Raw genomic sequence first — 24,041 nt, 5'->3', positions numbered from 1 at the left:
TCCGGATCTGGCATGTTCACCGAACGACTCGACTTCCTGCCCGACCTGCTGGCCCTGCATGCCGCCCGTCGCGCTGACTTCCCCTATCTCTTGATGTCCTCCGGCGAGCAGGGCTGGGACATGCTGTTTGCCGCCCACAGCACCACGCTGTACCACGCTGGTGAGGGCGAGGCCTTGGTCGAGGCCCTGCGCCAGTTTCAGCCGCAAGCGGTGGACAATCCACACCATCTGCCCTTTGTCGGCGGGCATTTCCTCTACCTGGGCTACGACTTGCTGTCGCAGTTCGAGCCACGCGTGGCCGAGTCCCTGCCCGACAGTTTCCCACTAGCCGCCATGGCGCGGGTACCGGCAGCCATTCTGATCAACCGCCGTGAGCAGACTGCGTGGATCGTGGCGGAAAGCGCCGACGACTGGCAGCGGCTGGGTGAGCTGGTTCGCAGCATTCCTGCTTTTGTGCCGCAAGCGGTCAGCCTGCAGACGCTGGAAGAAGACTCGCCGCACTGGTATACCGACGCTGTACTGCGGCTGAAAAACTACATTTACGAAGGCGATGTGTTCCAGGTGAACATTTCGCGTGGCTGGCGGGCCGCACTGGGGCCGGAAGTACAGGCCCCCGACCTGTTTGCTGCCCTGCGCCGGGCCAACCCGGCACCGTTTTCCGCGCTGGCCGATTTTGGCAGCGCGCAGATTGTCAGCTCCTCGCCGGAGCGGCTGGTGCGGGTACGCGATGGCTGGGCAGATACCCGGCCGATTGCCGGCACCCATCCGCGCTCGCCCGACCCCGTCGAAGATGGCGTGCTCAAGCAGCGGCTGATTTCCAGCGTCAAGGAGCGGGCCGAGCATGTGATGCTGATCGACCTGGAGCGCAACGATCTGGGCCGCATCAGCCAGCCCGGCACGGTAGAGGTGAACGAACTGATGGCAGTGGAAAGCTACGCCTATGTTCATCACATCGAATCCAATATCCGTGGCCGCCTGCGTGACGATGTCTCGCCGCTGGACACCATCCGCGCCCTGTTTCCCGGCGGCACCATCACCGGCTGCCCCAAAGTACGCACCATGCAGATCATCCGCGAGCTGGAAAACAGCGCACGCCGTGCCTATACCGGCAGCCTGGGCTATCTCAACCGCGATGGCAGCATGGACCTGAACATCCTGATCCGTACCTTCATGCAGGAAGGGCAGCAGCTGCGCTTCCGCGCCGGTGGCGGCATCGTGGCCGATTCTGACCCGCAACGCGAATTGCAGGAAACCCGCCACAAGGCGCGTGGCCTGCTGCGTGCGCTGGGCGTGGAGCAAGCCTGATGGCCATGCTGATCAACGGCCAGCCCGGCGAGCAGATTTCCGCACTGGACCGTGGCCTGGCCTATGGCGACGGCATCTATCGCACCATCGAAATCCGCCACGGCCAGCCGCGGCTGTGGGCCTGGCAATACCCGCGGCTGCTGGCCGACGCGGCCCGGCTGAAACTGCCGCTGCCGGATGAAGCCTTGCTGCTGGATGAAATCAGCCAGCTGGCCAGCGGAGTGGAGTTGGGCGTGGCCAAGATCGTGCTCACCCGTGGCGTGGGCGCACGCGGCTATGCCATGCCGGCTGCTTGCCAGCCCACCCGTATGGTGTCGGTTACTCCGTGGGCGGGCTATCCGCTGGAGCGCGCCCGTGACGGGGTGAATGTGCGCTGGTGTGATACCCGGCTGTCCTGTCAGCCCTTGCTGGCGGGCATCAAGCACCTGAACCGGCTGGAAAACGTACTGGCCCGTTCCGAATGGAGCGACCCGGACATGCATGAAGGGCTGATGCTGGACCAGCGCGGTTTGCTGATTGAAGCCACCATGAGCAATGTCTATCTGGTGGAAGGGCAGCTCATCGTCACACCCCGGCTGGACCAGAACGGCGTACAGGGCATGCTGCGCGACTGGCTGTTTGCCCATGCGCCGCAGCTGGGCTATCAGTTGGAAGAGGCGGACATCGCCCCGGCCCGGCTGTGGCAAGCCGAGCAGGTGTTCCTCTCCAACAGCCTGATCGGCCTGTGGCCGGTGGCCAGCCTCGATGGTCAGCCGCTGATACAAACGCATGACTGCTGCCGGCAGCTACAAGCCCTGCTGGCTGAACAAGTCTGATGGTGACAGGCTGCCAGCACTGGCAGCCTGCAGTTTCCTGATGGCTTCTTAGATAAATTTTGCATAAGGTTTGCTGATTAAATTATTTCTGGCGCTAAATGGGGCTGGTTATAGTGGCTGCCACATTGCGGGGAGTCCTTTCCCTGCGTCAAACCAGCGTGCATTCACGCTGCGCCAAGGAGAATCAGCATGGTGGCAGCCAGCCTGCTGGAACAGCAAGCCCTTGCCCAGCCTGCGCAACTGGCGCCGATCGAGCGTGATCTGGCGCATATCAACCAGTTGTTGAACGCACACCAGTTCGAACAGCAGGCGCTCAGCCTGCAGGCCGGCCGGGTACGCGGCCGGCACGAAGAATGGCGTTTCCGCTCGGTGTACCAGCCGATTTATGCGCTGGAAGCCAATGGCGCAACCCGCTTGTGGTCGGTAGAAGCACTGGCGCGGGTGACTGACAGCTTTGGTGGCCAGCTGATTCCTACCGTGCTGTTTGCCGCCGAAACCTCGCCACGCCGTTCGGTTTTTCTTGATCGCCAGCTGCGCTGTCTGCATCTGCTCAATTTCCTGCTGCAACACCCGCCGGCTGATCTGGTGCTGTCACTGAATGTGAATGCCCAGCATCTGGTCAATGTCAGCGAAACCCATGGCCAGTTCTTTGCCGAGGTACTGCAGTATCTGCAGATTCCGACCAGCCAGATCTGTCTGGAAGTGGTGGAAGACGCGGTGAGCGACCCCATGCGCTTGTACGAGGCGGTACAGCGTTACCGCAGCCTGGGTTTCAAGATTGCACTGGATGATTTCGGCCAGGGCGCATCCAATCTGGAGCGCGTATGGCTGCTGGAGCCGGATTACGTCAAGCTGGACAAGGTGTTGATGCGCCACGCGCTGATGCGCCCCGGTGTGCGCGACAAGCTGGCGCGGCTGGTGGACATCCTGCATCTGCACGGTGCCAAAGTGGTGGGTGAGGGCATCGAAAGCGCCATGCAGCTGGATATCGCGCGCGCTGCCGGCTGTGACTTCGTGCAGGGTTTTCATCTGGCCCGCCCCGGCGAGCAGCTCAATCTGCCGGTCTAGCGTCGCTGCCGGCTGGCGTTAGCGCCCGTGCCGCCTGATCACTCCAGCGGCTGAAAGCATTCCAGATGGCGTGGCGGCATCTGTTCCACACCGACAAAACAGGCTAGCGCCTGCTGCATCTGCTGGCGAAACTGCGCCACATCCTCCACTCCCTGATAAACCTCCATCCAGGTCTGTACCGGCGCAGCTGCGGCTTCGTCGGCGCGGCGCAGCAAGCTGGCGCGGATGCCATCGACCGCCAGTGCGGCCTGCATCTGGCGCAGTGCCGGCAACAACTGGCGGCCGCTGGCCGGATCAATCTTGAAATAGACATACACGGTGCAGGACATGGCCGGCTCCTTCTATGGTTTGCAGGCTTGGCGCGGGCGCAAAATCGCTTATCATAGGCCTTTCGCCCGCCGCAGGTGGGGCAGGGCCAGATGGTAACAGGGCAGGAAAGGGGAGTCAGGTGCAGCAGGGTATTACCACCTTGGTGGTGGTCGGGGTCGGGCTGATCGGTGGATCATTTGCGCTGTCGCTGAAACGGGCGGGCAAGGTGCAGCATGTGATCGGCGTGGGCCGGACGCTGGACAACCTGACCCGCGCGCTGGAACTGGGCGTGGTGGATGAAATCAGCCAGGATCTGGCCGCGGTGGCCGGCCGTGCCGACATGGTCTTGCTGGCCTGCCCGGTGGGGCAGATGGGCCGCATGATGCAGGCCATGGCCCCGCATTTGCAGCCGCATGCCATCGTCAGCGATGCCGGCAGTACCAAGGGCGATGTGGCCGAGCTGTTCCGTACGCATCTGGCGGATCATCTGGCTGGCTGTGTGCCGGCCCATCCCATTGCCGGTTCTGAGCTTTCCGGCGCGGCTGCCGCCCAGTACGGCCTGTATGAAAAACGCAAGGTGGTGCTCACCCCCTTGCCGGAAAGCAGCAGCGGCGCTTGCGATACCGTGGCCGCGCTGTGGCAGGCTTGTGGTGCGGTGATCCATCGCATGAGTCCGGCCGAACACGACAGCGTGTTTGCCACGGTCAGCCACCTGCCGCATCTGCTGGCCTTTGCCTATGTCGGCATGGTGGCGGGCAAGCCGGATGCCGAGCGCTGCTTTGATTTCGCGGCCACCGGTTTTCGCGATTTCACCCGCATTGCCGGTAGCCATCCTGAAATGTGGAAGGACATTACCCTGGCCAACCGCTCGGCCCTGCTGGACGAGCTGGAACGCTACCGCCAGGCGCTGGCGGCATTGACCGCGCAGGTCGCCGACAGCGACGAGGCCGGCCTGGCCAGCACATTCGACACCGCCCGCACCGCCCGCGTGGGCTGGTACCAGCGCTTTCTGCGCGAAGGACAAACCTGATATGAGCCAGACCCTGCTGATTACCGGTGCTTCCCGTGGCATTGGTGCGGCTACCGCCGTGCAAGCGGCCACTGCCGGCTGGCAGGTGGCGGTGAATTACCGGCAGGATGAGGTGGCCGCGCAGCAAGTGGTGGCAGCCATCCGCGCCCAGGGCGGCGAGGCCGAGGCCTTTCAGGCTGATGTGTCGGACGAGGCGCAGATCATCCAGCTGTTTGCTGCCGTAGCCGCCCGCTTTGGCCGCATCGATGGCCTGGTCAACAATGCCGGTGCCACCGCTCCCATGGGGCGGCTGGACAGCTTCAGTGCCGAACGCATCCAGCACATGCTGCAACTGAACGTGGCGGGGCCGATGCTGTGCTGCCGCGAGGCCGTGCGCCGCATGTCCACCCGTCATGGTGGGCGTGGCGGTATCATCGTCAATGTGTCTTCGGCGGCATCACGGCTGGGCTCGGCCGGCGAATATATCGATTACGCCGCCAGCAAGGGAGCCATTGACACCCTCACGCTGGGCCTGGCGCGCGAAGTGGCCGGCGAAGGCATCCGCGTCAATGCGGTGCGCCCCGGCCTGATCGAAACCGGCATCCACGCCCTCAGCGGCGAAGCCGGCCGCGTGGCGCGGCTGGCGCCCGGCGTGCCCATGCAGCGCGGCGGCCAGCCGCAGGAAGTGGCTGCCGCCATTGTCTGGCTGCTATCCGATGCCGCCAGCTTTTGCACCGGCAGCATTCTGGATGTGTCCGGCGGACGTTGAGCCGCCAGCTTAAGCAGGGAGATCGCCATGCACGTCAAACGCAGCCAACTGCAGCAGGCCGTGGAGCAGGGCTTGCTGGAATCGCAGCAAGCTGATGCATTGTGGCGCTTTTTGTCAGTGCAGAATCAGCATGTTCCGCGTTTCCAGGCCAGCCATGTGCTGTATTACCTGGGGGGCCTGATTGCGCTGGCCGCCATGAGCTTGTTCATTACCCTGGGCTGGGAGCGTTTTGGTGGCTGGGGACTGACCGGCATCGCCCTGGCCTATGGCAGCGGCAGCCTGTGGCTGGGCCGCGTACTGCTGCGGCGGCAGCTGGCCTTGCCTGCCGGCATTCTGCTGGCGCTGGCCGTCAGCTTGACGCCACTGGCTGTGTACGGTGCGCAGCATGCGCTGGGCTGGTGGGCGGGTGACACCCCTTATCGCGATTACCACCGGCTGATCGACTGGCGCTGGATGCTGATGGAACTGGCCACGCTGGCCAGTGGTGTGGTGTTGCTGTGGCGGTATCGACTGCCCTTCATCATGCTGCCTGTTGCCGTGACGCTATGGTATATGAGCATGGATCTGGCCCCCTATCTGGCCGGGCTGGATTATGCCGACTGGACCTTGTCGCGGCTGGTGTCGGTCTATTTCGGTTTGCTGATGCTCGGGCTGGCCTTCTGGGTGGATGTGCGCAGTGGCCGCCAACCCGATTACGCCTTCTGGCTGTATCTGTTTGGCGGTCTTGCCTTCTGGGGCGGCTTGTCCTTGCTGGACAGCGACAGCGAACTGGGCAAGTTTGGCTATCTGTGCGTCAACCTGCTGCTGATTGCCTGTGGCACGGCCCTGGCGCGGCGGGTGCTCGCCGTGCTGGGTGGCCTGGGTGTTGCTGCTTATCTGGGCCATCTGGCCTATAGCGTGTTCCGCGACAGCCTGCTGTTTCCGCTGGCGCTCAGTCTGCTGGGGCTGGCGGTGGTTGGGCTGGGGGTGTGGTGGCAGCGGCGCGAAGCGGTTTTGCGCCAGCGCCTGCATGCCTTGCTGCCACGCCCCTTGCGCCAGTTACTGGCGGGTCTGGCCGATTAGGGCCTGCCCCGCCACCATCAAAATGCGTGTTAACCGGCTCTTATCATCACGATTGCTCCGGACACACCACCACGCGCGGAGCCGGCATGCCGTTGAAGGCAGTCACCAGATTCTGGGTATAGACACCGCTGTGATAGAACCACAGCAAATCCCCCTCACGCAGCGTATCCGGCAGTGGCATGGCTTCACTCAGCACATCACAGCTGTCACAGGTGGGGCCTGCCAGGATGGCCTGGCCGCTGGGGCCGGCTGGCGCGCCATTCAGTTCCAGCGGGTAGTGGAAGCCGTCCATCAGTTCGTATAGTCCGCTGAACATGCCGGCATCGGCATACACCCAGCGCTTGCCGTGCTTGCGCTGCACATTGATCACCTCGCAAATGAACAGGCCTGCCGGGCCGCTCATGTAACGGCCGGGTTCCACCACCACTGCGCAGTTGGCGGGTAGTTGCGCCAGCCGTGGCATCAGCGCCGCGCCGATGCTGGCGATGTCCGGTGCTTGCTTGTCATAGGTGATGGGAAAGCCACCCCCCAGATTCAGCAGGCGTGGCCGGAAGCCTTGTTCGCCCAGCAGGGTCATCACCGGCCACACCGTATCGATGGCACGCAGCCAGGCTGCCGGGTCGCGACACTGGCTGCCCACGTGAAAGTGCACGCCGCCGATATCCACGCCGTGTTGCCGCGCCTGCGCCAGCAGGTCGGGTACTTCGGCAATGGCCAGACCAAATTTGGTGCCCAGTGGGTAGTCGCTGCTGTCGTTGTCCACCTCCAGCCGCAGGTACTGGGTGGCATCCGGTGCTTCGGCGGCAATTTTCAGGGTTTCTTCCACGCTGTCGCTGGCAAACCAGCGCACGCCATGCTGGTAAGCGTAGCGAATGGCGCGCCTGGCCTTGATCGGATTGGAGTACAGGATGCGTGCGGCATCCACACCCAGTTGCAGCAGGCTGTCCAGCTCCTGCTCCGAGGCAATCTCGAAATCGCTGCCCAGTGTCTGCAGGGTGTGCAGGATGGCCGGATGCGGATTGGCCTTGACTGCATAGTGGATGCGGGCGCGCGGCAGGGCTTGTTGCAGTGCCAGGTATTGCTGGCGTACCAGCGCCGGGTCCAGCAGCCACAGTGGGCCGGTGTACGGTGCGCTGGCCAGCGCCTGGCGGGCGGTGTGCTTCAACAACTGGTAGGCAGCTTGTGAACCGGGGTGGGCGGTCATGGGCAACTCCTGTTGACGGTGGGAAATCCGGGTTTGGCGTGGCTAACAAAACGCCCAGTGTTGTCTTGTCTCTCCTGGCCGCACCGCAGCAGCAGGGTTTTTGTTAGCCGCTTCAGGCAGGTTTAGTAGCTCAGGCCGGGGATGGCGTAGTCGCGCAGGCGGTAATAGAACATGCCGGCCGCTTGCAGTGGCACGCGCAGCAACTTGCCGCCGGGAAAGTCGGGGGTGGACAGGCGCATGAACTGCTGCAGCAGATGGCTATCGCCCAGAATGGCATTGGCCAGTACCCGGCCTGCCGCGCAGGTGGGCACCACGCCATGGCCGGAAAAACCTTGCGCCCAGTACACGTCGCCACGGCAGCCGAAATCCGGGGTGCGCGGCACGGTGATGTCGATATGCCCGCCCCAGGTATGGGTGATGCGATAGGGCACCAGCTGCGGAAATACCCGTAGCAGGTCGGCGCGCATGCTGGCGGTGAGATTGGCCGGGGTGTTGCCGGAATAGGTGCATTTGCCACCGAACAACAGGCTGCGGTCGGCACTCAGGCGGAAATAGTCCAGGATGAACTGGTTGTCGGACACCGCCATATTGCTGGGCAGCAGCTGGCGTGCCAGCTCTTCGGGCAGCGGTTCGGTGGCGATCATATAGGTGCCTACCGGCATGATCTTGCGTTCCAGCGCCGGGTCCAGCTGGTCGATATAGGCATTGGTGGCCAGCACCAGTTTGCGGCAGCGGATCTTGCCCTGTGCCGTCTGCACCTCGCAGCCATCCGCCGTGGTGGCATAGGACAGAGCGCGGGTCTGTTCGAAGATGGCCACGCCTTTTTCTTCGGCGGCACGTGCCAGCCCCAGAATGTATTTGAGCGGGTGAAAATGGCCGCCTTCATGGTCGATCAGCCCCGCCACATAGCGCTCCGAGCCGACATGCTGCGCCAGATCCTTGCGCGGGACGAACTCCAGCGCCTGATAGTCGTAATGACGGGCCGCATGCTCCTGCCACTCCGACAGCAGCTTGATGCGCTGCCACAGCACCGAGGTCCACAGATGGCCCTGTGCCAGTTCGCAGTCGATCTGATGCTGGGCAATCTTGTGGCGGATGTCGGCAGCCGCACCGCGCAGCAGTTGCCAGATTTCCTGTGCTGCCTCCAGCCCCAGCGCGGCTTCAATGGGCGGCATGTCGCAGGAAAAGCCCAGAATGATCTGGCCGCCATTGCGTCCGCTTGCCGCCCAGCCAACCCGGCTGGCCTCGATCACCGCCACGTTGACTCCGGCATCGGCCAGATTGTGCGCGGTATAGAGGCCGGTATAGCCGGCCCCCACTACCAGCACGTCCACGTCCAGATCCTGTCGCAGCGGCGGGCGTTCGATTTGTTCAGCCTGGCTGGTGGCTGCATACCAGGTGGGCGGGTAATGCGCGCTGGATTCAAACATGGCGTCTCCTGTGTGGCAGTGCGGTCTGGGGCTTAGGGCCTGTTAACGCTATTTTTTTCACGGCGGCGGATGTTGAGGGGATGCAATGCGCGAAAAACCGCGCGCCGCAGGGCATTCCCTGCCAGCGGGGTTTGACAAGGCAGTGCGCCGCTCAACACCCGCCCCGCAGGGCAGGCCCGACCAGCTTGCCACTGCTGCGTTGTCGGATTTGCGCTTGGGGCCACCAAGCGCTGCACCCTCCGCCTTGCATTGACAACCTATCAGGGCCTGCGCCGCAGAAAACATAGTGTTAACAGGCCCTAGTCGCTGACGGTATAAGCCCACATCACCTGGGTTTCGATGGTGCCGGGGTTGCGGTAGCGGTGTGGGCGGCTGCTGTTGAAGCTGAAGCTGTCGCCGGCCTGCAGGTGATGGCGTTGTTCGTCCACCCACAATTCCAGCTCGCCACACAACACCATGCCGCCTTGTTCGCCGCCGTGGGTCAGGGTCTGCGCGCCGGAGCTGGCTCCGGCGGCAAAGCGGCTCAGCATCAGTTGCAGCTCACCGCCAAAGCCGGGGGACAACAGGGCATCGCTGACCCCTTCGGCGTAGTGCAGCACCGGCCGATGCGCCTGGCGCACCACCAGCCCGCGCTCGTGCTGCGGTGCCTGGCTGAAAAATACGCTGTAGGGGACGGCCAGCGCGCTGGCCAGCTTGTTCAGGTCGGACACGCTGGGCTGGCTTTTGCCGCGTTCCAGCTGCGACAGAAAGCCGATGGAACGGCCGGTGGCGGCGCTGAGCTGTTGCAGCGACAGTTTGCGCAACTTGCGCAGCTGGCGGATTTGCTCGCCCAGCCAGGCTGGATCGGGCTGGCTGCTGGACGAGAGCGGGTCGGTATGGGCGGATGTCATGCCAGCCATCATACGGGGGAAGGAATGATTGTGTGAAAAAATAATACTAAATTTTCACCTGTGAAAAATTTGTGTTGTATTTTTTCAATTGTCGGAGGTGCTGCTGAGCGCAGCATCAGGCATCAGGCATCAGGCATCAGGCATTAGGCATTAGGCAGTGTGCGCCACGAGGACGCAGGGCCGTGTGCGGTCGTCCTGGCTGGCCGCCTCAGCCTCCCGCGCGTTTGACCTGAAAGCCCAGTTTTTGCAGGGTGGCCATCACGGTAACAACATGATCGCCCTGGATTTCGATGATGCCATCCTTGACGGTGCCGCCGCTGCCGCAGGCGTTCTTCAGCTGCTTGCCCAGTGCAGTCAGGCCGGCGCTGTCGCGCAGCACGCCCTTGACCAGGGTGACGGTCTTGCCGCCACGACCCTTGTTTTCGCGGTTGACGCGCACGATGCCATCGCCGCTGGGCAAAGCGGCCTGTTGGCAGCTGCAGGCCTCAAGGGGCTGGCGGCAGTCGGGACACATGCGGCCGTGTTCGGTGGAGTAAACCAGGCCGCCGGAGGAGGATTTCGATTTCATGATGATGGCAGGTAAACAGGGCAGCCGGCAGTCTAGCGCCAAATGGCGGACAACACGATATCTGTCCTTGGCTCTGTGGCGGGCATGAGCATGAAGAGCTGCTAACAAAACCTCGTAGAGAACCCGGGCCAAGGCGCGCCGACGCAGACAGTACAGCTGGTACGGCAAGGAGGCGCAACGCAGGAGCGGGGGTTTTGTTAGCGGGTCTAATCAGGCTGGCGGGGTGGCATGGCCAAAAAAAGTGCCAACCCGGTGAAGGGTTGGCCCGAGAGTAAAGCCGAGAAGAAACAACGGAACAAGAGACAATCCAGCGCAAGCCGCTGGCTCGGGACAGATTGTCGCCTTGTTATGTGACAGCGGCTTGACGTCTCGATGAAAAAACCGCGATAGCTAGCGGCCATCCTCAGGCCGCATGCCGTTAAACCGCTCCAGAATCTGCTGCAGCTCAGCGCGGCTGATATCCAGCTCCAGCATGGCGGTGAGGGTGATGAACAGGCCGCCGAACATGTCGGGGGCCATGGTCACCAGCTTGGCGCGCGCTTCGTCCACACTGAGCGGGCATTTGCTCGCCACCAGTTCGGCCACCGCCTGCAGCATGGGGGGATGGCGGGTGAGCTGTACCAGCGAGGAGTCGGCCTTGAGCCTGGGGTAGGGTGGCTGTGCGGTAACCGCTACCGTGGCCTGCAGGCGGATATCGCGGCTGGATGCGCCGATACGGATTTCATACTGGCCGCTGTCCACTACCCAGGCGGCGTGTGCCGGGTCGTAATAGGCCAAATCCTCGCGCTGCAAGGTGAACTGCGCCCGGCGCTTTTCACCCGCCGGGATATCCAGTTTGACGAAGCCGCGCAAGGCTTGTGGCGGACGCGCCAGCGCGGATGGCGGCGGGGCGATGTACAGCTGCACGATCTCCTTGCCGGCGCGCCCGCCGGTATTGTGGATGTCGACGCTGACCGTGAGGGTGTCGTGTTCATCCATGCTGTGGTGGGAGCGTTGCAGATTGCGGTAGTCGAAGCGGGTGTAGCTCAAGCCAAAACCGAAGGGAAAGAGCGGTGTTATCTGGCGCTTGTCGTAATAGCGGTAGCCGACAAACAGGCCCTCGCCGTAATGGTGACGGCCATTTTCGCCGGGGTAGTGCAGATAGGCCGGGGTTTCTTCCAGGCTGTTGGGCAGGGTGGTGGTGAGCTTGCCGCTGGGATTGTTGACACCAAACAGCGTGGCAGCCACCGCATGGCCCATGCCCTGGCCGGCAAAGAAGCATTCCAGTACGGCCGGCACCTGTTGCAGCCAGGGCATCAGTACCGCATCGCCATTGCACAGCACCACCACCAGCTTGGGCTGCGCGGCGGCCAGTCGGCTGATCAGCCGCTCATGGCTGGGCAGCAAGCCCAGTTGCTGGCGGTCGCCATTCTCACCATCCATCCCGATGGCGGTACTGACGAAGACCACGGCGACCTCGGCTATTGCGGCCACGCTGCAGGCTTCCTGCAGTGCGGCCTCGTCGTCGTGTTCATCATCCGGGGCACCGACGGCGTAATCGATGCGTACTGCCGGCCCTGCCTGTTGCCGGATTTCATCCAGCGGGCAGTCCAGCTGCCAGGGCTGGGTGGTAGCGCAACCCGAGCCCTGTATCACCGGCTGCAGTGCTGGTTTGCCGATCACCGCCAGCCGGTGCAACTGCTGGCCATCCAGCGGCAGCAAGTCGTGGTCGTTCTTCAGTAAGACCAGTGATTCGGCGGCGATCTGCTGCGCCAGGCGGTGATGGGTGGCAAAGTCAGCCACGGTGCCGGGGCGGCGGCCGGCATGTACCTTGGCGATCAGCTGCAGCATGTGCAGGCAGGCGCTGTCCAGCAGCTCATCCGGGATGCGGCCCTGTTCGAGGGCCGTCAGCAGTTCGGCATTGTCCAGCGCGTTTTCCGGCATGGCCAGTTCATTACCGGCCAGCAGCGAGGCCGGGCGGTCCTTGATGCCGTACCAGTCGGACATCACCAGCCCCTGATAGCCCCATTCCTCGCGTAATACCCGGGTCAGCAGCCAGTGGTGCTGCGAGGTCTGTTCGCCGTTCAGCCGGTTGTAGGAGGACATCACCGTCCACGGATTGGCCCTGGCAATGGCGCGCTGGAAACCGTACAGGTAGATTTCGCGCAGCGCCCGTTCCTCGACGATGGAGTCCATCTCGGTGCGCATGTATTCCGAGTTGTTGCAGGCAAAGTGCTTGAGGCTGGCACCCACGCCTTCCTGTTGCAAGCCGTTGATCAGCGCGGCGGCCAGGTCACCGCTGAGCAGCGGGTCTTCCGAATAATATTCATAACCGCGGCCAGCCAGCGGCGTGCGGCGGATATTGATGCCCGGCCCCAGCAGCAGGCCCACGCCCATGGACTGGCATTCGATGGCCAGTGCGCGGCCCATTTGTTCCACCAGCGCCACATCCCAGCTGCAGGCCAGGCTGGAGCCATTGGGAAAACAGGTGGCCGGGCGCGAGTGGCCGAACAGCGCTTCCGAGCCGCCCTTGTCGCTGTCAGTCGCCTGCTGGCCTGCGTCCTGCTGAATCACCGACAGAAAGTCGCTGATGTTCCAGCTTTCCTGCTGGTCGATCTGGGCGCTGCTGTAGCGCACGCCATAGGTGCCATCGGTCATGACAAAGTCGCTGATGCCCAGCTGCGGCAGGCTGGCACTGCGCCACAGGCCATGCCCGCTCAGCAGCGTGACCTTGTCTTGCGGACTCATGCGGGCGATCAGTTCTTGGTGATTGGCTGTCATTTCAGGACTCCTGTGGCTGAGCGGCGACGGACTGCTTGCGTGCTTCGATCTGGCCCACCATGCGCAGATAGCTGTCTTCATCCAGCTGGTAGAGCAGCACGAATAGCAGCGCGAGCACGAACATGGCGGCGGGGATCAGGGTCATCATCAGGGCGATCCAGTCTTGCGCCCGCGGCGTGATATGGGCGGCGTCGTAGCCGGCATACTGCAGGATCAGCCCGGCCAGCCCGCCGGCAATGGCCATGGCCACCTTGGTGATGAAGTTGAAGTAGCCGTAGATGGCGCCCTCGGTGCGTACATGGTGCTTCCATTCGGCGTACTCCACGGTGTCGGCCACCATGGCGTACATGCAGACAAATATGCTGCCCATGGCGGCGCTGTACACGCTGACGCAGGCCATGATGGCCAGCCTGCTGTCGCCCGCCAGCCAGTACTGGTAGGCCAGTGCCAACGCGCCGGCAGCCAGGGTGAGCAGGGTCAGTCTTTTCTTGCCCAGCCCGGCAATCAGCTTTTCCGAGGCAATGGTGCCGGCCACATTGGCCACGGTCTGGATGGCGAAAAAGCTGGCGGTGTAAGCCTCATCGCGCAAGACGTAGTTGATGTAGTAAATGGCGGCGGCCATCCACACGCTGTAGGCGATATAGGTAAACACGGTGAACATGGAGAGGTGAAACAGCGGCAGGTTTCCGGTGATGGCCTGCACCATCTGGCGCAGGCTGGGCGCTTCGTCCTTGTCCTGGTGGATGCGCTCCTTTGTCATGGCAAAGCAGGCGTAGAACAGCAGGGTGGCCAGTACGGCGAACAGGGCGATGGTGAGCTGGTAGCCGGTACGCGGATCGGCAAAGCGGCGAATCAGCTGGTCGGCATACACCGACACCACGAAGTAGCCCAGCGTGGCAAACACCATGCGATAGACCGACAGCGAGGAGCGCGACATGGCGTGCTGGGTCAGCATATTGTTCATGGCCGAATAGGGCGTGTTCACTGTGGTGTAGGCCAGGCAGTACACGGTGTAGCTGACCAGGGCATAGGCGAATTTGTAGCTGGTGTCCGGGGTGGTGAAGCACAGCACGGTCAGCCCACCCAGTGGCAGCGCGCCATACAAGAGATAGGGCCGCAGCTTGCCGTAGCGGCTGTGGGTCTTGTCGATGGCGTAGCCCAGCAGGATGTTGAACAGCGCGTCGACGATGCGGGCGATCAGGAAGATCAGGCTGGCTTCGCCGGCGCTCAGGCCAAAGATATTGGTGTAGAAAAACAGCAGGAACAGCGAGACGGCACCAAACGACAGATTGGACGCCATGTCGCCCAGTCCATAGGCTACTTTTTCACGCAGGCCCAGTTTGACATCGGCGGCGGACAGGGCGGGGGCAGACATGTGGTGGTTCTCCAGAGTAAGCCGGGCGTGGGGGAAGGCTGCCTGCCTCGGCGGGAATGGGCTCTACCTTAGCAGCGCTGCCAGGCTGTGCTCTGGCCATTCCGTTCTGGAAATTTCCGTTTTTTTAAGATGCCATTTCCATGTGGCAGACAAAAAAAATGCCAACCCGCAAAGGAGTTGGCCCGAGAGAGAGGGAAATCGCTAGCCGGCCACCATCTGGTGCGGTCTGCCGGCGTGAGGGTTTACTGGGTCACCGGTTTCTTCAGTACGCGCAGCATGACTGCAGTCAGCACCGTGCCCACCACCAGTGCCACCAGATAGGCACCCAGATTGGTCACCGCATTGGGGATGGGCAGCACGAACACACCACCGTGCGGCACTTTCAGCTCCACGCCCATGGCCATGGAAATGGCACCGGTGACGGCCGAACCGACCATCAGCGACGGAATCACCCGCAGCGGATCGCGTGCGGCGAAGGGAATCGCCCCTTCGCTGATGAAGGAAATACCCAGTACACCGGCAGCCTTGCCGGCTTCACGCTCGTCGGCGGTAAAGCGGTCGGCAAACAGCTTGGTGGCCAGGGCAATGCCCAGCGGCGGGGTCATGCCGGCAGCCATGACTGCAGCCATCGGGGTGTAGACCTGGCTGGCGATCAGGCCGGTGGCGAAGGCATAGGCTGCCTTGTTCACCGGGCCGCCCATGTCAAAGGCCATCATCGCGCCCAGAATGGCACCCAGCAGCAGGGCGCTGCTGCCCTGCATACTCTTGAGCGCTTCGGTCAGCATGGCCAGCAGGGCGGCTACCGGGGTGCCGATGACGTAGATCATCAGCAGGCCCACCAGCAAGGAGCCCAGCACCGGCAGGATCAGTACCGGCTTCAGGCCGTCCAGATTACGTCCCAGCTGGATTTTCTTGTTCAGCCAGTCGGTGCCGTAACCGGCGATGAAGCCAGCGGCGATACCACCCAGAAAGCCGGAGCCCAGGCTGGCGGCCAGCATGCCGCCCACCATGCCAGGGGCAATGCCCGGACGGTTGGCGATGGAGTAGGAGATATAACCGGCCAGAATCGGCACCATCAGCGCAAAGGCCGACTTGGCACCAATCTGGAACAAGGCCCAGGCCAGCGTGCCCTTGTGCGCGTCATCGAAGGCGTAGATGCCGCCCAGCGCAAAGGCCAGGGCAATCATGATGCCGCCGGCGGTGACGAAGGGCAGCATGAAGGACACGCCAGTCATCAGGTGCTTGTACGGGCCGCTACGTTGTTCACTTTGGCTGGCGGCTGCCGGTGTCGCGGCAGACTGACTGGCACTGGCCTGGCTGGCCGCATGCGGTTTTGCTTCGGCAATGGCGCGGCGCACCAGGTTTTCGCCATCGTTGATGGCCGGCTTGGTGCCGCTGGAGAACAGCCGTTTGCCAACAAAACGTGCCAGATCGACCTGGGTGTCGGCCGCGATGATCACCACATCGGCCAGACGGATTTCATCGGCAGTCAGGGTGTCCTGCGCACCGACCGAACCCTGGGTTTCCACGCGGATGGCGTGACCCAGTTTCTGTGCAGCTTGGCTCAGGCCTTCGGCTGCCATGAAAGTGTGGGCGATGCCGGTGGGGCAGGAGGTAATACCGACAATGCGCAGCGCGCTGCTGGCTGCAGGGGTGATCAGGCTGGCCTTGAGCTGGCCTTCGGCATCGGCCAGTACGGCTTCCAGCGACGTGAGCAGGGTGTGGCTGTTGGCAAAGCGCACGTCTTGCGCGGCAGCCTCGCCAAGCAGCAGCACGGCGTCGGCAGCGGCGATGGCGCTGGCGCTCAGCGGCTGTTGCACGCCCTGTGCGGTATGGATTTCCACATCGATCTTGTGTCTCAGCTTGCTTGCCGCCTGCCGCAGGGCTTCGCCAGCCAACATGGCCTGGGTGCTGCGGTCTGGGGCTGCAATTACTGCCAGCAGGTTTGCCATTGTCTTTCTCCTAGTTTTGTCTGCCTGTTGTTGTTGCTTTGCTGATGATCTGCCGCGTGGCGGGGTGGGTGAGCGTTGCCTGCCCGCAGCATGATGGTTTAGGACAAGTGCTGTACTTCCACTTGCCGTGCCAGTTGTTCCACCTGGCTGCGTTCCGGCAGGTGCGGGCCGATGCGTGCCAGCTTGGCGGCGGCAAAGGCCACCGCCAGCCGGGCGCGGTCGGTGGCGCTCAGGCGGGCATGGCGGGCGGCACTGAGGCCGGCCACCAGCGCATCGCCGGCACCGACGGTGCTTAAGGGGTTTTGTACCGGCAGCCGGGCCAGCAGCGCCGGGCCGGCGTCCAGCACAAACAGCGCGCCTTGTTCGCCCAGCGATACCACCACTTCGCTCACGCCAGCCTGTTGCAGCTGGCGGGCGCAGGCCAGTACGTCTTGCAGGGTGGGCAGGGGGTGGCCGGCCCATTGTTCCAGTTCGTGGCGGTTGGGCTTGATGCAGTCCGGCAGGCTGGCGCGCGGCGCGGCCAGCGCGCTGGCTAGTGCCGGGCCGCTGCTGTCCAGCAGCACATGCGCGCCCCACTGGCGCAGCTTGCCAATCAACACCGGCAGCCGTTCCGGCTCCAGCCCTTGCGGCAGGCTGCCGGCCAGCACGATCTGGCTGCCCGGATTCACATCGGCGGCCAGCAGGGTGAGCAGGCGTTCCCATTGGGCTTCGCCCACCGTCAAACCCGGCAGGTTGATGTCGGTGGTGCTGGCATTGGCCAGGTCGGACAGCTTGATGTTGACGCGGGTATCACCGGCCACGCGAATGAAGCGGTCGGCAATGCCCTTGTCCTTGAACAGGGCTTCGAAAGCCTCGCTGTTATTGCGGCCCAGCAGGCCGGTGGCCAGCACCGGCAGCCCCCAGTCAGCCAGGCAGCTGGCCACGTTGACGCCCTTGCCACCGGCATTGCTGCTGCTGGAGCGCGCCAGGTTGACCGCGCCGGACTGAAAGTCGCGCACGCAGACGGTCTGGTCGATGGCCGGGTTCAGGGTAATGGTGATCAGCGGACTGTTCATGACAGCAGGCTCTGCAAGGCGCGCACTTCTTCGGCGCTATCGCAATCCAGCGCCTGCTGTGCCAGTTCGGCCAGCTTGGCAAAGTCGCTGTGGCGCAGACGGGCCTTGACGCTGGCGACGTCGCGCGGGCTCATCGACAGTTCGTTGACACCCAGGCCGGTCAGCAGGGCGGCACCGAAGGGGTCGCCAGCAATGCCACCGCACACGCCTACCCAGCGGCCATGCAGGGCGGCGCCCTGTACGGTCTGGTGGATCAGGCGCAGCACGGCCGGATGCAGGCTGTCGGCCTCTGCCGCCAGTTCCGGGTGCTGGCGGTCGATGGCCAGTGCGTACTGGGTGAGGTCGTTGGTGCCGATGGAGAAAAAGTCCACATGCTCGGCCAGCTTGTCGGCCAGGGTGGCGGCGGCGGGGACTTCCACCATGATGCCGATCGGTACCACCGGGGCGTCCAGCTCGCGGCGGATGCCTTCACACAAGCCCTTCAGGCGGGTGATTTCCTTGAGCGAGGTAATCATCGGGAACATGATGGACAGCGGCTGACCACCACGGGCGGCGCGGTACAGTGCGCGCAGTTGCGGTTCCAGCAGGTCGCGGCGGCGCAGCAGCAGACGGGCACCACGCATGCCGAGGAAGGGGTTCTCCTCGTGCGGCAGGTTGAGGTAGGGCACTTGCTTGTCGCCGCCGATATCCAGCGTACGCACGATCAGCGGACGTCCTTCCAGTGCCTGCAACATGCCCTGATAAGTGGCCAGTTGTTCTGCTTCGTCCGGGCTGTTGTCGCGCTCGAGGAACAGGAATTCGGTACGCATCAGGCCCACGCCTTCGGCACCGGAGGCAATGGCTGCCGCCACCTGGTCCGGGCGGTTGACGTTGGCGGCCACTTCCACGCGGTGGCCGTCGCGGGTTTCTGCCGGCAGGCTGCGCTGTTCTTCCTCACGTGCCTTGCGTTCGTTTTGCTGTGCCATCCACTCGCGGGCGGATTTGAGATCAAGCTCGCTCGGGCTCAGGTAGAGCCGGCCGCTCTGGCCATCCAGAATGGCGGGGGTGCCATTGGCTACGCCGAGCAGGCCGGGGCCGCCGGCAACCAGCGCTGGCAAACCCAGCGTGCGCGCCAGAATGGCAGTGTGCGAAGTGGGGCCGCCCTGTGCGGTGGCCAGGCCGACCACTTTGTCGGTATCCAGCCCGGCGGTGTCAGACGGCGACAGATCGCTGGCCAGCAAAATGCAGTTGTCAGGCAGCTCGGACAGGGTGGTGGCCTGCAGGCTGGGGTCGATCTTGCCCAGCACGCGGCGGCCTACGTCGCGCAGGTCGGCAGCACGGGCGGCCAGCAGCTGGTTGCCCAGCGCGGCCAGCCGGTCGGCCAGCCGCTCCACCGCCTGATGCCAGGACCAGGCCACGCCGTGGCCTTCCACCATCAACTGGCAGGACAGGGTGATCAGGTCGGTATCGCTGAGCAGCTCAGCCTGCGCCTTGAAAATGGCGGCTTCGGCATTGCCCAGACGCTGGGCGGTGTCTTCGGCCAGCTTGGCCAGTTCGGCGCGGGTTTCCGCCAGGGCGACATGCAGCTTGTCACCGGCTTCGGCCAGTGCCAGCGGGTGATCGGGAATGGCCGGCAGGCCGTGGGTGAGCACATGCACGCTGCCGATGGCCAGCCCAGGGCTGGCACTGATACCGGCTACTTCCAGCGGATGGCCGGGTGGCTGCCAGTTGTTTTCGCTGCGCTGGGCCTGGGCTTTTTGCGCGGCCAGGGCGGCGTCGGTCTGTTCCTGCGCGGTCAGGCGGCTCATCACGCCTTGCATGGCTTGCAGCAGGGCGGTGGCATCGTTGCCTTCTGCCGATACCACCAGCCGGTCGCCTCGTTGCAGGCCCAGTTGCAGCAGGGAAATCATGTTCTTGGCGTCGGCCACATGGTGGCCGTGGCGTACCTGTACCTGCGCGGCAAACTGGCGGGCGGTTTCCACCCAGGCGGTGGCCGGGCGGGCGTGCAGGCCGTTGGGGTAGTCCACCACCCATTCGAACTGTTCGGCCAGGTCGCCGGCTGCAGTAGCAGGCTGGACCGGCGCGGCCGCGCTATCGGACAGGGCGGCGATCAGCTCTTGTGGATCGCTGGTGGCAAACAGCTGTTGCAGGCGGGTTTCGTCCTGCAGCAGGCGGGTGAGACGACGCAACAGCTGGATGTGTTCGTCCGACTGGGCGGCAATGGCAAACAGCAGATGGGTGACCTGACCCGGATTCCACTCCAGCCCCTGCGGAATCTGCAGGATGGCGATGCCGGTGCGCTTGATCAGGTGGCGGTCTTCCACCATGCCGTGCGGAATGGATACGCCATGACCCAGAAAGGTATTGGCCACGGCTTCGCGGGCCAGCAGGCTGTCGATATAGGCGGCATCGATGCAGCCGGCGCGGGCCAGCAGCTGGCCGGCCTGGCGGATGGCGTCTTCCTTGTTGGCTGGTGCCGTGGCAAGGCAAATCAGTTCCGGATGGATCAGGTCGTGCGACATCGGGAGTGGTCTCCTGTGTACTGTTATTTTGCTGCATCGCACCCAAGAAGGGGCGGTGCTGGCTGTTGTCTGGCGTTGTGTTGATGGCATTGAAATCGATTACACAACACCTGTCAATATTGATCGTAGATCATCTTGATAAAACAACATCGAACTTGCTAATGATCCTTGTAATTAAAGGCTTGCAAAGCTTTTTGACTTGATGCAGGATCACGACAATCTGACTGAAAACGATTGCAAAATGACCGTACGCATCAAGGATGTTGCCCTGGCTGCCGGTGTTTCGGTAGCCACGGTGTCACGTGCGCTGGGCGATGGCCCGGTCAGCGATGAACTGCGCAAGAAGGTGGAGGCCGCCGTGGCCGCCACCGGCTATCTGCCCAATCTGTCGGCGCGGCGGCTGCGTTCGCAGCATAGCCACACCATCGGGCTGATTGTGTCGGATATCCGCAACCCCTTCTTTACCGCAGTCAGCCGGGCGGTGGAGGACGCGGCCTACGCCGTGGGCATGCGCGTCATCCTGTGCAATACCGATGAGAACCCGCAAAAAGAAGCCATGTATTTGCGGCTGATGCAGGAGGAGCGGGTGACCGGCGTGATTTTTGCTCCCACCCGTGCCACGGCGCAGAAACTGGACCCGCAGCAACTGGGCTTTCCGGTGGTGCTGATCGATCGTGCCGCACCACCCGGCCACGCCGATGCTGTGGTGCTGGACAATGCCGAGGCGGCCAGCCTGCTGGTGGAGCATCTGCTGGCACAGGGTTATCGCCGCATCGGCGGCCTGTTTGGCAACACCAGTACCACCGGGGCGGAGCGTCATGCCGGGGTGCTGGCCGCCATGCAACGGCACGGTTTGCAGGCCGAAGCGCGCTTTATCGCACCCACGCCGGAGGCTGCCGAGCAGGCCATGCGTACCTGGCTGGGCGAACCGGCCGTGCCGCAGGCGCTGATCGCCAGCAATGGCCTGGTGCTGCTGGGCATGCTGCGCGGCGCCCGTGCCACTGGCATTGCCATCCCGCAACAACTGGCGCTGGCCGGTTTTGACAATGACAACTGGACCGAACTGGCCGGACCCGGCCTGACGGTGATCGAGCAGCCGGTGTACGACATCGGCCGCACCGCCATGAATATGTTGCTGGAGCGGCTGCAAGACCCGGCACGCAGCGCGCGCAAGGTGGTGCTGTCTGGGCGGCTGGTGGTGCGCGGCTCGACTGCTGCTTAGCCAGACTGCTGAATGGGTGGCGACCAGCCCTCATCACGTGACAATGACAATGGCCTTGATCATGATGTATGCATGATGAGGCCATTTTTTTATCCAGCGTGTCTTTGCCCGTGCTCGGGCTGGCTTGGCTGGCGTCTATTTCTCGTGAGTGATGACATGTCAAAGATGAAATATCAGCAGCTGATTGTCCGCGCCGTGCTAGGCCTGCCGCTGCTCATGGCGCAGCCGGCCTGTGCTGACACGGCCGATGATGCCGACAGCCATTGGGCCAGTAGTGAGCCTGCAGGCTGCAAGGTGTGGATTGATGAGCAGCAGGAGGCATCAGCCAGTCGCCAGATCAAATGGACTGGGGCCTGCCAGAATGACAAGGCGGTGGGTAAGGGCAGCCTGACGGTGACCGATGACGGCAAGGAGCGGGTACATTTCGATGGCGAGATGCTGGAGGGCAACTACCATGGCGACGGTGTGCTGAAGACTGCTGACAAGGATGATGTTTGTACTGTCCGCAGCAGTTTTGTGCGCGGCGAGATGGAAGGGCAATTCGAGGAAAGTTGCCAGTCCGGAACACGGTTTGCAGGCCGTGCGCATCGCGGACAGCTTGCCGGATTTGGCCGCGTATCGCTGCCGCGTGGTGCCTACGAGAGCCTGGTTGCAGATGCCCAGAAGCGCCGGCTGGGTGCATGGCAAGGTCAGTTCTTCCTGATCTCCGGCTGGTGGGAAGGTGGTTCCCCACAATTATCCTGTGCCAGTGAAGCCGCCTGCCTCCCTTTGGTGGAAAAACGCAAGGCGGCCTTTGCCCAGCAAGCCCGGCGCGAGGCCAAGGCGGGTGTCCGTCCTTATCTGCTCATGATGCAAAGTACCGAGGGTGATACGCCGATGAGCGGGATGCCCTATGTCTGGAGTGCTGCTGGCGGCAAGCTGCTGTCGCGCGGCGTGGTCGATAGCAAGGGGCGTGCCTTTATTGTCCCCGACCCCGCCGGCGGGACAAGCTATCGCATGAGCTTGCCCAGTGGATATTTTTGGGAATGGGAGGTGCCGGCCGAGTGCTGGCAGCGCCCGGTAAAAGCCCTGCAGGCCTGCATGCAACAGATTCGTTCCGGTAGCACCGGGGATGATGAATTCCGCGCCCAGCAGAACGCTGAAGCCAAGGAACAAGCGCTGTTCAAGGAAAAAGTGCGCGCGTGGACGAAAGCGGCCCAGAACGACCCGGCAAGCAGTATCGACGCTATCTTGGCGGAGCATCGCAAATGGTCGGCCTTGCCGCAGGCCACGATCAGCAGTCGGGCGTTTACTTGCCAGACTTATCAGCCTGCCCTGAGCTTGCAAGCTGAGCTGGCTTTTGCCGAGGCTGCCACCCTGCCTGCAGGTAACCATCAGAAACTGGCCTATGTCGAGGCGGCGCAGCTGGGTAATTGGCGTGCAGCCGCCAGGCTGGTATCGCTGATGCTGGACGACGAAATGTGGGAGGACGCCATGCCGATGATCCAATGGCTGGCCAGCCAGCAGGTTCCCGCTGCTTACAACAAACTGGCCGACGTGTTGCAAATCCAGAGCAGCTACGACGGCGAGACGGCAAGTCCACCAGCGCTGTCTTTAATCGAAAGCCTGCGCTGGCGTGCAGCCCTGCAGGGTGACCCAGTGGCGCAAATCAAGATGGCCAGGTGGGCCCGTGCCAATCAACAGGATGATTTGGCAGACAGCCTGCGGGATTGTGCTGTACGTCAGAATCCCGAACTGGCTGAATAGCGTGTGTGCCGGGTGAGCGCAGGCTCTGGCTCAGCCTGGCAGGGTGATTCTAGTGCGTTTCCTGCCGGGCAAAGCGCTGCTCCAATCCATCCAGCAGCAACCGCGTCTTGGTGGGCAGCAAGCTGCGATTGGGTACCAGTGCATAGGTTTTCAGCGCAGGCAGCTTCCAGTCGGGTAGTACGGTTTGTAGTTGGCCACTGGCGACAGCCTGGGCAGCGAAATTGCAGGAGACCAGACAAGCTCCACGCCCGGCAATGGCTGCCTGCAGGCGCAAGCCAGCATTGGCCGTTTGCAGATGCAGCGCCTGGCGCAAGGCGTAGTGGCTACCGTCAGCATGCTGGAATACCCAGGGCAGGGCGCTGGCAGCGCCTAGCAGGGGCCAGTCCTGCAGTTGTGATGGGTGTTGTGGCCTGCCGCGTGCAGCCAGCAATGACGGTGCGGCAAACAGGCCTTGTTGCAAGGTGTACAGGCGCTTGCCCAGTTGACTTGAGTCGGGCAAGGGCTGGCTGGTCATTACAAAACTCAGGTCATGTCCGCTGCTCAGCGGGTCGGTCTGATTGCTGATGACGTCCACTTCGATATGCAGGCCCGGGTGTGCCTGCATGATGTCGCACAGTACCGGGCTCAGATGCAAGCTGGCGAATTCGTAAGGCGCTGCAATGCGCAGCGTGCCGCTGAGCGGGGCCTCGGCCACACCTTGCAGGTGGTCGGCCACATCTTCCAGCCGGGCAAATAGCGGGCTGATTTCCTCCAGTAAATGAAAGCCGGCCTCGGTCAGCCGCAGTTGGCGGGTACTGCGTTCCAGCAAGCGTGTACCCAGCTTTTGTTCCAGCCGTGTCAAGGCAGTGCTGACTGTTGATTTGGGCAGTTGCAGCCGTTCTGCGGCGCGACTGAAACTGCCCAGCTGCGCAATGCAGCTAAACAGATACCAGTCATTCCAGTCGTTTGTACGTGACATTGAATAATCATTTCAATTTTGACGGTTTATTCAAAATACCATG

General features: G+C 63.2%; 19 protein-coding genes. 8 read left to right on the top strand and 11 right to left on the bottom strand.

Annotated features, from left to right (window positions below; all coding sequences use genetic code 11):
- The first annotated feature begins 12 nt into the window (after positions 1-12).
- From FAZ30_RS19740 to FAZ30_RS19730, 3 genes are all read left to right on the top strand, one after another.
- Positions 13-1,305 carry an aminodeoxychorismate synthase component I gene (locus FAZ30_RS19740; RefSeq protein ID WP_137010086.1) on the top strand — a complete coding sequence of 431 codons (1,293 nt, stop codon included), beginning with the start codon at positions 13-15 and terminating at the stop codon, positions 1,303-1,305.
- The gene (pabC, locus tag FAZ30_RS19735) at positions 1,305-2,120 is read left to right on the top strand and encodes an aminodeoxychorismate lyase (RefSeq protein ID WP_124641971.1); all 816 of its coding nucleotides are present in this window, start codon (positions 1,305-1,307) and stop codon (positions 2,118-2,120) included. Before FAZ30_RS19740 ends, pabC begins: the two co-directional genes overlap by 1 nt.
- A 189-nt stretch (positions 2,121-2,309) precedes the next feature.
- Complete coding sequence (locus tag FAZ30_RS19730; protein ID WP_124641973.1) at positions 2,310-3,188, top strand: EAL domain-containing protein; 879 nt, start codon at positions 2,310-2,312, stop codon at positions 3,186-3,188.
- Positions 3,189-3,226: 38 nt separating this feature from the next.
- Here FAZ30_RS19730 and FAZ30_RS19725 read toward each other — a convergent pair whose 3' ends face one another.
- Entirely contained in the window at positions 3,227-3,517 is a 291-nt protein-coding gene (locus FAZ30_RS19725) for a DUF4936 family protein (protein ID WP_124641975.1), read from the bottom strand.
- Between the two features lie 119 nt (positions 3,518-3,636).
- Here FAZ30_RS19725 and FAZ30_RS19720 point away from each other — a divergent pair, with 119 nt between their 5' ends.
- The 3 genes from FAZ30_RS19720 to FAZ30_RS19710 are packed head-to-tail and all read left to right on the top strand — an operon-like array spanning position 3,637 to position 6,337.
- Positions 3,637-4,527, top strand: a complete 891-nt coding sequence (locus tag FAZ30_RS19720) for a prephenate dehydrogenase (protein ID WP_124641977.1) — start codon at positions 3,637-3,639, stop codon at positions 4,525-4,527.
- 1 nt (position 4,528) lies between these two features.
- Positions 4,529-5,275 (top strand): SDR family oxidoreductase, encoded by a 747-nt coding sequence (locus FAZ30_RS19715; RefSeq protein WP_124641979.1) that lies wholly within the window; start codon positions 4,529-4,531, stop codon positions 5,273-5,275.
- A 27-nt stretch (positions 5,276-5,302) separates the two neighbouring features.
- On the top strand, positions 5,303-6,337 hold the full coding sequence (locus tag FAZ30_RS19710) for a DUF2157 domain-containing protein (protein WP_137010085.1): 1,035 nt from the start codon (positions 5,303-5,305) through the stop codon (positions 6,335-6,337).
- Positions 6,338-6,383: 46 nt separating this feature from the next.
- Here the strand turns inward: FAZ30_RS19710 and FAZ30_RS19705 are convergent, their stop codons facing one another.
- From FAZ30_RS19705 to ptsP, 9 genes are all read right to left on the bottom strand, one after another.
- On the bottom strand, positions 6,384-7,541 hold the full coding sequence (locus FAZ30_RS19705) for a type III PLP-dependent enzyme (protein ID WP_124641983.1): 1,158 nt from the start codon (positions 7,539-7,541) through the stop codon (positions 6,384-6,386).
- Between the two features lie 122 nt (positions 7,542-7,663).
- Entirely contained in the window at positions 7,664-8,971 is a 1,308-nt protein-coding gene (locus FAZ30_RS19700; RefSeq protein WP_124641985.1) for an NAD(P)/FAD-dependent oxidoreductase, read from the bottom strand.
- 299 nt (positions 8,972-9,270) lie between these two features.
- On the bottom strand, positions 9,271-9,861 hold the full coding sequence (locus tag FAZ30_RS19695) for a helix-turn-helix domain-containing protein (RefSeq protein WP_158613545.1): 591 nt from the start codon (positions 9,859-9,861) through the stop codon (positions 9,271-9,273).
- Between the two features lie 208 nt (positions 9,862-10,069).
- On the bottom strand, positions 10,070-10,429 hold the full coding sequence (locus tag FAZ30_RS19690; protein WP_124641989.1) for a translation initiation factor Sui1: 360 nt from the start codon (positions 10,427-10,429) through the stop codon (positions 10,070-10,072).
- Positions 10,430-10,819: 390 nt separating this feature from the next.
- The gene (locus FAZ30_RS19685; RefSeq protein ID WP_124641991.1) at positions 10,820-13,189 is read right to left on the bottom strand and encodes a beta-glucosidase family protein; all 2,370 of its coding nucleotides are present in this window, start codon (positions 13,187-13,189) and stop codon (positions 10,820-10,822) included.
- A gap of 1 nt (position 13,190) precedes the next feature.
- On the bottom strand, positions 13,191-14,564 hold the full coding sequence (locus tag FAZ30_RS19680) for an MFS transporter (RefSeq protein ID WP_124641993.1): 1,374 nt from the start codon (positions 14,562-14,564) through the stop codon (positions 13,191-13,193).
- A 242-nt stretch (positions 14,565-14,806) separates the two neighbouring features.
- Positions 14,807-16,516, bottom strand: a complete 1,710-nt coding sequence (locus tag FAZ30_RS19675) for a fructose-specific PTS transporter subunit EIIC (protein WP_137010083.1) — start codon at positions 16,514-16,516, stop codon at positions 14,807-14,809.
- 98 nt (positions 16,517-16,614) lie between these two features.
- Positions 16,615-17,571 carry a 1-phosphofructokinase gene (gene pfkB / locus FAZ30_RS19670; RefSeq protein WP_124641997.1) on the bottom strand — a complete coding sequence of 319 codons (957 nt, stop codon included), beginning with the start codon at positions 17,569-17,571 and terminating at the stop codon, positions 16,615-16,617.
- Complete coding sequence (gene ptsP / locus FAZ30_RS19665) at positions 17,568-20,072, bottom strand: phosphoenolpyruvate--protein phosphotransferase (RefSeq protein WP_137010082.1); 2,505 nt, start codon at positions 20,070-20,072, stop codon at positions 17,568-17,570. The genes pfkB and ptsP overlap by 4 nt, the downstream gene beginning before the upstream one ends.
- Positions 20,073-20,313: 241 nt before the next feature.
- Here ptsP and FAZ30_RS19660 point away from each other — a divergent pair, with 241 nt between their 5' ends.
- Together FAZ30_RS19660 and FAZ30_RS19655 are read left to right on the top strand one after the other, a co-directional pair.
- Complete coding sequence (locus FAZ30_RS19660) at positions 20,314-21,294, top strand: LacI family DNA-binding transcriptional regulator (protein ID WP_124642001.1); 981 nt, start codon at positions 20,314-20,316, stop codon at positions 21,292-21,294.
- A 156-nt stretch (positions 21,295-21,450) separates the two neighbouring features.
- Complete coding sequence (locus FAZ30_RS19655; RefSeq protein ID WP_137010081.1) at positions 21,451-23,040, top strand: MORN repeat-containing protein; 1,590 nt, start codon at positions 21,451-21,453, stop codon at positions 23,038-23,040.
- A 49-nt stretch (positions 23,041-23,089) separates the two neighbouring features.
- Here FAZ30_RS19655 and FAZ30_RS19650 read toward each other — a convergent pair whose 3' ends face one another.
- The gene (locus FAZ30_RS19650) at positions 23,090-23,998 is read right to left on the bottom strand and encodes a LysR family transcriptional regulator (RefSeq protein ID WP_124642005.1); all 909 of its coding nucleotides are present in this window, start codon (positions 23,996-23,998) and stop codon (positions 23,090-23,092) included.
- Positions 23,999-24,041: the final 43 nt, after the last annotated feature.

This window comes from Aquitalea aquatilis, assembly GCF_005155025.1.
GTDB classification, from domain to species: domain Bacteria; phylum Pseudomonadota; class Gammaproteobacteria; order Burkholderiales; family Chromobacteriaceae; genus Aquitalea; species Aquitalea aquatilis.
The sequence above is the reverse complement of the archived record's forward strand: the minus strand, read 5'-3'. Positions and strand labels throughout refer to the sequence as shown.